The sequence below is a fragment of the Micromonospora sp. BQ32 genome, assembly GCF_059358895.1.
Window position 1 is genome coordinate 469,587 of record NZ_JCADBI010000004.1, and the last position, 8,928, is coordinate 478,514.

Consider the following 8,928-nt stretch of genomic DNA (forward strand, 5'->3'; position numbering starts at 1 on the left):
ACCCGGCCCCAACTGCCGCGCCGCGGACCGGCTGGCGAGTCGGCGGCACACCGCGACCGATGCGGCCTCAGACGTCACCGGAATGACGAGCGGCGCTCAGGGCCACCACCCGGCACGTCGACCAGTACGCCGCCCAAGCTCGACTTGCTCGGGCGGCGTGTAACTTGCCACAGACCAACAGAAACCCGCGACCGGAGATCTTGTTAGGCGTCGCGGCGCAGCGTGAACCAGAAGGTCGGCACCGAGTTGGTGCCCGGTGTGACGTCGATTAGTTCCCAGCCGGGGAACCTGGCGCGGAGCTCGTCGGCGGTGACGCCCGCCGCCCACGACGTGACTTCGGGGATCGGATTGCCGAGCGGCTCGGGGCCGTACCCGAACATCAGCAACCGTGCTCCGGGAGCGGCGCGGTGGGTGAGCCCGGCGGCGTAGGCGTCGCGGCGGTGGAGCGGGACCCCGCAGTAGCAGCTCAGGTCGAAGAACAGGTCGAAGGGGCCCGGCACGTCCAGCTCGTCGAGGCGGGTGGCGTCTCCGTGCAGCAGCCGTACCGCCACTCCCGCCGCCGCAGCCTTCTCCCTGGCCTGGTCGACGGCGCGGTCGATCAGGTCGATGGCCGCCACCTCCCAGCCGTGCCGTGCGAGGTAGGTGGCGTTGGTCCCCGTGCCGCAGCCGAGTTCGAGGGCGCGGCCGGGCGGCAGCGCGCCGTGCCCCTCTACCAGGTCGACCAGCTCGGGCGGCGTCACGCCGGTGTCCCACGGTGGCTTGCCGGTGCGGTAGTAGCCCTCCAGCGCGCGGTGGACGGACTCCTCCTCCGGGTCTCGCTGCGTCGAGATCAGGTCCGGTGGTGGCTTCTGGATGGCGGTGGGCTGGTCCATTGTCTCCTCCAAGAATTTAGAGTTGAACTCTAGTGACGTACTCTAAAGATAGACTCGCAATATGGATGAGGTCAAGCGGCCGGACAAGCGAGCCGAGCGCTCACGCCGCACCCGTGAAAAGGTCGTCGAGGCGGCTCGCGAGCTGTTCGTCGCGCAGGGTTACGGGGCGACGAGCCTGCAGGAGGTCGCGGACCGGGCGGGCGTGGCCGTGCAGACGGTCTACTTCGTCTTCCGCAACAAGCGCACGCTGTTCAAGGACGTCGTCGACACGTCGATCGCCGGGGACACCGAGCCGGTCGCCACCATGGATCGTGAGTGGTTTCGCGCCGCGTGTGCCGAGCCCACCGCAGCCGGGCAATTGCGCGCGCACGTCCACGGCACCCGCGAGATCCTGGGCCGGGTCGCCCCGATCATGCCGCTGATCGCGGCTGCCGCAGCCACCGACCCTGAGATCGCCGCGCAGTGGCCGGACGGCCCCGACCCGCGCTACACAGTGCACTACGCAGCGGCCGAAGCCCTGGCCGGCAAGCCCGACATCCGTCCCGGCCTGTCCATCGAGATGGCGGCGGACCTGCTGTTCGGCCTACTCAGCCCGCAGCTCTACCTGATCTTCGTCCGCGACCGCGACTGGTCACCGGACACCTGGGAAGAGTGGGCCCGCACCGCCTTGACCTCCCAACTCTGCGCCGACCCCGGCTAAGCGGACGGGCGTCACGGTCGTCCTCCAACCCGGCGCGGGTGATCTGCCTGATCGGCGTCGCAGTACGGCAAGCTCTTCGACGCGCGGGTCGTCGGGCTCGACGCCGTTGTCGAGGGCGGCCTCAGCTGCGTCGAGACGGTCCTGCTCGGCCCTCAGATCGGGGTACGTAGCCAGCACGATGAACACACTGGCTTGGATGGCGGCGCCCAGCGGCCCGAAGACCCGTTCTGTGACCAGCAGGGCTTCCACATCCGACGCTCGCAGGACGCTCGGGGGCAGTTGGCTGAGCCGGTCCATGACCAGCCCGTATGTCGTCCAGGCTGATGCCGGCCCCTGCCATCTTGCGGATCCACAGAATGCGGATCATGTCGTCATAGCCGTAGCGGCGGCCGTCCACGCCTCGCTCGGGCTCGGGCAACAGACCGATCTCGTGGTAGTGCACGGTGCCCGTCGAGCCCTTATGGACCGTCTGAGCACAATGGCATCATGGCCTTACTCGCGGTGAGGAGCCGGCTCGCACGGTGGATCAGCAACCACGTGCCGTTCGTCGCTGCTGTCGTCGGTTGCCTGCTCGCCGTCACGGCGCTCATCACCCTCGCGAAGATCAGCGGCAGCGGCGCTGTGGAAACCGCCAGCTGGGTGGTGACCGTCGTTATGCTGCCGATTTCGGTCCTGGCCTGGTGGTTCGGCAGTGGTGGCAGATCCCGACCCGATTCGCGCCCTGATCGGCTGGCCGCGCTGCCGGCGCCGCTCTTCCGGATCATCGACCGGCCCAGAACACAGGCCGCTGTGGCGGCCGCGCTCACGCAGCCCTCCGCCGGGCCAGCCGGAGTGGTCGTGGCCCTGGTCGGCGGCGGTGGATTCGGCAAGACAACGATCGCGGTCCAGGTCTGTCGGCTTCCCGTAATCGAGCGGCAGATCCCGGGCGGCGTCCTCTGGACAACTCTCGGAGAAGAGACCACTGGGCCGGCGCTCGCCGAACGGCTCAATGACCTGTGCGCGGCGGTATCAGGTGAACGCCCCTCGCTGTCCGACCCTGAACAGGCCGGCTTCCGGCTCGCCGACCTGCTCGCCGGTAGGCCCTCGACGCTTCTCGTGTTAGACGACATCTGGCGCTCTTCGCAGCTGCGTCCGTTCCTCACCGCCGCCGCTCGGGGCGCCCGTTTGCTGATCACCACCCGCGACCGCAGCACCGTCCCCGCGACCGCAACTCACATCCTCGTAGACGCCATGACCACCGGCGAGGCACTCAATGTTCTCGGCACCGGGCTCGGCCAGCAGCTCGCCGGGCCGGTCGCTGAGAGCCTGGTCCGCCACACCGGTCGATGGCCGGTGCTGCTGGCACTGGTCAATGGTGCGCTACAGCGCACTGTCGGGGAGGGGCTTCCGGTCGCGGATGCCGCGGAAGCGGTGATGCGGCGTCTGCACGAGCATGGGCCGACGGGCTTCGACCTGCGTCGTCCCGAGGAGCGACGTGAGGCCGTCCGTGCCACCATGGCGGCAAGTTTGTCGCTGCTGCGCGAGGCGGATCTCGAACGCTACTGGGATCTGGCCATCTTCGCCGAGGACACCGATATCCCCATGACACTGCTTCGGCAGTGGTGGTCCGTGGCGTACCGGGTGTCGGCGTCGACGGCCGAGCGCCTGGTCGACGACTTCCAGCGGCTGTCGCTACTGGCGTTACTACGCCGCGACAACGGCGCCACCGCCATCCGGTTGCACGATGTCATCCGGGAATTCGCACGCCGACGGTGCGGCGACGACGGCTTGGCGGCGCGGAACCGATCGCTGCTGGATGCCGTCGCGGTGACACCGTGGTGGCGACTTCCGGATAACGCTGGATATCTCTGGAGCAACCTCACATACCATCTGGCCGAAGCGGGGCGCGCAGCCGAATTGCGGGGGCTCGCCGCTGACCTGCGCTGGGTGACGGCGCGCATCGAGCGCGGCGGCGGGCCGGCCGGCGCGCAAACTGATCTCGCTCGCGCTGGCACCACCGGGGTCGCCGAGCTTGCCCGAATCCTCGCCCGATCCGCGCCGCTGCTGTCGCCGCTGAAACCAAGCATCACCGACACGCTGACCGCTCACCTGACGCCGGGGCCAGCCCTTGCCGCCTTCCTCTCCACCTATGATCGGCCCAGGCTTGTTCCGCGATGGCCGCTGCCCGATCGTCCGCCAGCGGCGACACGGCGGACGATCGACGGACATCGGACCTGGCTGCGGGCATGCGCGGTCTCACCGGACGGCCGCACCCTGGCCACCGCCGGCGACGACGACACGGTTCGCCTGTTCGACCTGGCCTCCGGCCGCAGCCTGCGAGTTCTCGCCGGGCACACGGCACCGGTACGCGGATGCACCTTCATGCCGAGCGGCAGGCGGATCCTCAGCGCCAGCGATGACACGACGCTGCGGATCTGGGACGGCAGCACCGGTGAGGAGCTTGCCCGCCTGTCCGGGCACGAGGGGCGGGTCCGCGGGTGCGCGGTCGCACCGGACGGCACGTGGGCGGTCAGCGCCGGCGACGACGGCACGCTGAGGATCTGGGACGCCGACACGGCGGAGTGCCGAGCGGTGCTGCGCGGCCACGACGGGCCGGTACGCGCGTGCGCCGTTGATCCTACCGGCCGATTGATCGTCAGCAGCGGCGACGACGCGACGGTACGCATCTGGGCAGCGGCCGGGGGAGGATTGGTGCACCGACTGACCGAGCACCGAGACTGGGTCAACGCTTGCGCTGTTTCGCCGGACGGCGCCTGGATCGCCGCCGTGAGCGACGACATGACGCTCCGTATCTGGGACATGTCCACGGGCGACATCCGGTTCACCGTCGACGGTTTCACCGACTGGGTGTACAGCTGCGCCGTGGCACCCGACGGACGATACGTGGCGAGCGGCTCGGCAGATGGCCGGGTGTGGTTGCACGATGCCCGAACCGGCCGTCTGTTGGCCACATTGCAGGGTCACGCCGCGGGCGTACGTGGCATTGCCTTCGCCGGAGCCGGTTCGATGGTGACGGCTGGTGATGACGGCATGATCCAGATCTGGGACACGGAAGAACTGGCGAAGCCGCGCGAGGAGGCCCGGCTGCCTGCGGCCGGCAACATCGCCGGGAATGCGTGCGCCGCCTCACCAGATGGGCGATGGCTGCTCATCGGTGGCGACGACGCCACGGCGCGGCGGTGGCCGCTCGACGGCGCGGGTCACCCACAGGACGTGACGGTTCATGGCGACTGGGTCCGTGGCTGCCACTGGGCCGAGGACGGGACCACTCTCGCGAGCTGCTCCGACGACGGCACGGTGGTGGTATCCGATGCCTTTGGTGAGGTGGTACGGACCTTCGAAGTCCCCGGCGTCTGGCTTCTGGATTGCGCACTCACCCCGGACGGCCGGCTACTGGCGAGTGCGGGCAATGACGGCGTGGTGCGGGTCTGCGAGGTGGCCTCGGGTGAGCTGGCGGCGGTGCTGCGGGGGCATGTCGGCTGGGTGAACGCCTGTGAGTTCTCCCCGGGCGGCCAACTGCTGGCCAGCGCCGGCAACGACGGCGTGGTGCGGGTCTGGGACGTGGCCTCGGGTGAGCTGGCGGCGGTGCTGCGGGGGCATGTCGGCTGGGTGAACGCCTGTGAGTTCTCCCCGGACGGCCAACTGCTGGCCAGCGCCGGCAACGACGGCGTGGTGCGGCTATGGAACGTAAGTACCGGCGCGCTGGTGACAGCACTGACCGGGCACACCGCAGCGGTGAATGCCTGTGCCCTCAGCACCGACGGACGGCTGCTGGCCGCCGTCGGTCAGGACCGGACGGTACGTGTCTGGGAGCTGGCTACGCGCGGGAACATCGCCTCATTGCGAGTTGCGGGAGTGTTGCGGGACTGCGTCTGGGTGCCACATCAGCGTGAGCCCTTGATCTGCGCGGTCGGTGCCGGCGGTGTCTACCTGCTCGCGCTCACCGCTTTCGCGCCTTGACGATTAGGCCTTCGCGCCTGACCACGACACATGCCTGATCCACATACGGATGCCGGTCCGCAGGGTTCGGCAACAGTTGCGTCAGCATCCCATCGGGCAAGGCGCCGACCTGAAGGCCGTCCGCGACCCTGGCTCGGGCGTACGCGAGGCGGATCTGCGAACTCAGTTGCTCCCACGTCGTCCCCGGCCGCAACGAGTAATGGGCGATGAAGTACTCGGTTGCCAGGTCCCGCGCCTGCAGGGCGTCGTCCGCGAGAAACACCAGAGGGCTGTCGATATTTTTCGTCTCCTGCCCGGTAAGCGCCGGGTGGTCGACGAGGCTGACGAGTTCCTCGTGGCCAGGGTGACGGAACAGGTGGGGAATGCCGGACAACTCGTCAACGACGGCATCGGAAAGGTGCGCTGTCGTGCTGGTCGCCGGCCCCTCATAGATGACCAGCGTTCCGCCACTGCGTAGGCAGCGCACAATTTCGCCTACCGCCCGGAGGCGCTCGCTCGGCGACAGGTGGTGCACGTGGTGCGCCATCAACACATGATCGACGGATTCCGGTGCGACGATGGAAAGATCGGTGACGTCTAACGCGACTGTCGGCAGGTCGCGTCGGTTCGCCTGTACGACATGCCGAGTGTCGTGATCTGCGGTGATGATTTCGATCGCGGCGGGTGCCAGCCCGTACCGCCGGGTGGCGAGAGCGATCTGGCCAGCGCCACCCATGATGTCTAGGACTACCGGGCCCGGGTGTACGCCGAACTCAGCCAGGAGGTTCGTGATGCCGATGTTCTTGCAGTACGGCACCGCTGAGACGGACCTGACGTACTCCTCGTCCTCATGATCGTCGAGGGCGGCGCTGCGCCTCTCCAGACGGGCAAGGTATGCGTCGACGATGCCGTCGTCTGGCACGAGCACGGACCGGACGACGGGTGACAGGTCCTGGTATCTCACGGATCTCCCTCCGAAGCTGTCAGCAAAGTTCTGGCCGGACCGACCATGGCCCGGACCGTCTTACCGTCCTGGAACACCCCGAGTCGCGTCATGGTCCAGTCGGCGGCGGTGCGGTCTAGGCGGGCTGCCAACACACCGGTCCGCTCGGGACTGGCTGGGAGTTCGAACCGGCACAGCACGTCCGAGCTGGCACCCGATACGAGCTCCACGGTTACGGGCATCCGCCTGGCGAGAGCGCATCCACTTGGGGCGTTTACCGTCACCACGAGCGTCACCACGTCCGGTGGCACGGCACTGACATGGACCAGGATCAACTGCCGGTCCGATTCATCGGCTCGTAGGAGCGCGCCTCGCAGAGCCTTACGTTGCCGGGACCAGACACTGTCGAGCACCGATCGGTCCAGCCCGTAGGCGATACAGCCAACGTCGAACGCCGATCTGTCCCAAGCAGACATGGCGACCTGCAGCATCGCTGCTGACGGGTCAGCGGTGCCCCTCAATGTCAGCGAACGGTCGCGGGGACCCCGCAGAGACATCATCCACGAGCGGATCTCTCGCAACACCACGTAGTCAGCGTACGACTCATTGCTTACCGGGCGAAGGTGACGCTGATGAACCACGGGGCAGCCGATCTGGCCTCGCCGCAGAGCGCACAGACGTCGACAGGTGACCGGTTCGCTCCAGAGTCACTGCCCGCCCCGCACGGCCGGCCATCGGCTTCGATGACCGGCTCACTGAGAGGACCGCGCTGCGCGTCGATGGTGAAACCACGCGATCGGGCGCAGCAGCGCGGTCACACTCCTTGTGGCAGGGTCACGCGGAGTTGCGCCACTTGCGGCCGTGCCGGCCGATGAGCCGGTCGGCGTCGGTCGGGCCCCAGGAGGCGGCCTCGTAGGTGGGGATCGGCGAGTTGTCCTTCTCCCAGTTGTCGATGATCGGGTCGACGATCCGCCAGCACTGCTGCACCTCGTCGCTGCGGATGAACAGCGACGCGTCACCGATCAGCGCGTCCAGGAGCAGACGCTCGTACGCCTCCGGGGACTCCTCGAGGAACGTCTGGTCGTAGGAGAACTCCATCGTGGCGGTGCGGACCCGGAAGGAGTGGCCCGGCACTTTGGCACCGAAGCGCAGCGAGATGCCCTCGTTCGGCTGGATCCGCAGGATCAGCGCGTCAGCATCGAGGCCGGTGAGCTGGTCGGTCGGGATCGGCAGGTGCGGCGGCCGCTGGAACTGCAGTGCCACCTCGGTGAGCCGGGCCGGCAGGCGCTTGCCGGTGCGTACGTAGAACGGCACCCCGGCCCAGCGCCAGTTGTCCACGTTGAGCCGCATCGCGGCGTACGTCTCGGTCCGCGACAGGGGGTCGACGCCGGTCTCCTCGCGGTAGCCGGCCATCAGCTCCTCGCGGGTGCCGCCCCGGGTGTACTGTCCCCGGACCGCGGCCTCGGCGATGTCCCGGTCGGTGGGCAGCCGGATCGCCTGCAGCAGCTTCACCTTCTCGTTGCGCAGGCCCTCAGCCTCGAATGAGGCCGGTGGCTCCATCAGTGCCAGCGCGAGAACCTGAAGCACGTGATTCTGCACGATGTCCCGCATCGCGCCGGCGTCCTCGTAGAAGCCGCCGCGGCTGCCAACGCCGAGGGTCTCGGCGACGGTGATCTGCACGTGGTCGACCCAGGAACGATCCCAGATGGGCTGGAAGATCGAGTTCGCGAAGCGCAGCGCCAGCACGTTCTGGACAGTGTCCTTGCCCAGATAGTGATCGATACGAAAGACCTGGTGCTCGTCGAACGCGCTGTGCACGACGCCGTCGAGCTCGCGGGCCGTGACCAGGTCGCGCCCGTACGGCTTCTCGATGACCAGGCGGGAGAAGGAGCCTTCGCGTGGCTGGTTGAGCCCGACACCGGCCAGTCCGTTGATCACCGGCTCGAAGGCCCCGGCCGGAGTGGACAGGTAGAAGAGCCGGTTGCCGGACGTGCCCCGCTGTGCGTCCAGCTCGTCGAGGGTCTCCACGAGCCGCTTGTAGGTCTCCGGGTCGTCGTAACCGCCGGCCACGTACCGCACGCCGCCCTGGAGCTGGCGCTTGCTGGCAAGGGTGCGTTCGCCGAGGGCGCTCTCGGCGAACTGCTCGTCGGTCATCGACGTGCGCGCGACGCCGACCAACGCGAACTGGTCCGGGAGCCGCTCGTGCCGAGCCAGGCTCTCGATTGCCGGCAGCAGCTTACGCCGGGTCAGATCACCGGAGGCACCGAAGATCACCAGCGTGGCCGGCGGGGCACTCCGCTCCTGAATGAGCTGAGATGCATGGTCCATGGTCTGCGTTCCTCCGGGCACAAGGGGTGGGGGTTGGGGGATGCCCTGCTGTCATGCCCGGAATTGTGCGGGCTTTGGCGGTAGTGTCCGGGGCCACGCGGCGTGGCCCGTTCGTCACGGAGCTTGAGCGTCGCATGCCGGGCTGA

At 68.4% G+C, this 8,928-nt stretch carries 7 protein-coding genes; 2 read left to right on the forward strand and 5 right to left on the reverse strand.

What is annotated here, in order from left to right; genetic code table 11:
- Positions 1–203: 203 nt before the first annotated feature.
- Positions 204–872 (reverse strand): class I SAM-dependent methyltransferase, encoded by a 669-nt coding sequence (locus tag AC5L30_RS11690; RefSeq protein ID WP_494867088.1) that lies wholly within the window; start codon positions 870–872, stop codon positions 204–206.
- Positions 873–933: 61 nt separating this feature from the next.
- On the opposite strand from AC5L30_RS11690, the gene AC5L30_RS11695 reads away from it, so the two are divergent.
- Entirely contained in the window at positions 934–1,572 is a 639-nt protein-coding gene (locus tag AC5L30_RS11695) for a TetR/AcrR family transcriptional regulator (protein ID WP_494867089.1), read from the forward strand.
- 121 nt (positions 1,573–1,693) lie between these two features.
- Here the strand turns inward: AC5L30_RS11695 and AC5L30_RS11700 are convergent, their stop codons facing one another.
- On the reverse strand, positions 1,694–2,014 hold the full coding sequence (locus AC5L30_RS11700; protein WP_494867090.1) for a MerR family transcriptional regulator: 321 nt from the start codon (positions 2,012–2,014) through the stop codon (positions 1,694–1,696).
- 44 nt (positions 2,015–2,058) lie between these two features.
- On the opposite strand from AC5L30_RS11700, the gene AC5L30_RS11705 reads away from it, so the two are divergent.
- Positions 2,059–5,532: a WD40 repeat domain-containing protein gene (locus AC5L30_RS11705; RefSeq protein ID WP_494867091.1), complete on the forward strand. Its 3,474-nt coding sequence runs from the start codon at positions 2,059–2,061 to the stop codon at positions 5,530–5,532.
- Here AC5L30_RS11705 and AC5L30_RS11710 read toward each other — a convergent pair.
- The 3 genes from AC5L30_RS11710 to zwf form a co-directional block, all read right to left on the reverse strand.
- The gene (locus tag AC5L30_RS11710) at positions 5,513–6,475 is read right to left on the reverse strand and encodes a class I SAM-dependent methyltransferase (protein WP_494867092.1); all 963 of its coding nucleotides are present in this window, start codon (positions 6,473–6,475) and stop codon (positions 5,513–5,515) included. The two genes, AC5L30_RS11705 and AC5L30_RS11710, sit on opposite strands and share 20 nt — an antisense overlap.
- Positions 6,472–7,041 (reverse strand): TerD family protein, encoded by a 570-nt coding sequence (locus AC5L30_RS11715; protein ID WP_494867094.1) that lies wholly within the window; start codon positions 7,039–7,041, stop codon positions 6,472–6,474. Before AC5L30_RS11715 ends, AC5L30_RS11710 begins: the two co-directional genes overlap by 4 nt.
- A 247-nt stretch (positions 7,042–7,288) precedes the next feature.
- Positions 7,289–8,782, reverse strand: a complete 1,494-nt coding sequence (gene zwf / locus AC5L30_RS11720; protein ID WP_494867096.1) for a glucose-6-phosphate dehydrogenase — start codon at positions 8,780–8,782, stop codon at positions 7,289–7,291.
- Positions 8,783–8,928: the final 146 nt, after the last annotated feature.

Excerpts from the sequence above, each read along its gene's own strand:
- AC5L30_RS11690 (WP_494867088.1), bottom strand. The coding sequence starts at position 872 with ATGGACCAGCCCACCGCCATCCAGAAGCCACCACCGGACCTGATCTCG.
- AC5L30_RS11695 (WP_494867089.1), top strand. The coding sequence starts at position 934 with ATGGATGAGGTCAAGCGGCCGGACAAGCGAGCCGAGCGCTCACGCCGC.
- AC5L30_RS11705 (WP_494867091.1), top strand. The coding sequence starts at position 2,059 with ATGGCCTTACTCGCGGTGAGGAGCCGGCTCGCACGGTGGATCAGCAAC.
- zwf (WP_494867096.1), bottom strand. The coding sequence starts at position 8,782 with ATGGACCATGCATCTCAGCTCATTCAGGAGCGGAGTGCCCCGCCGGCC.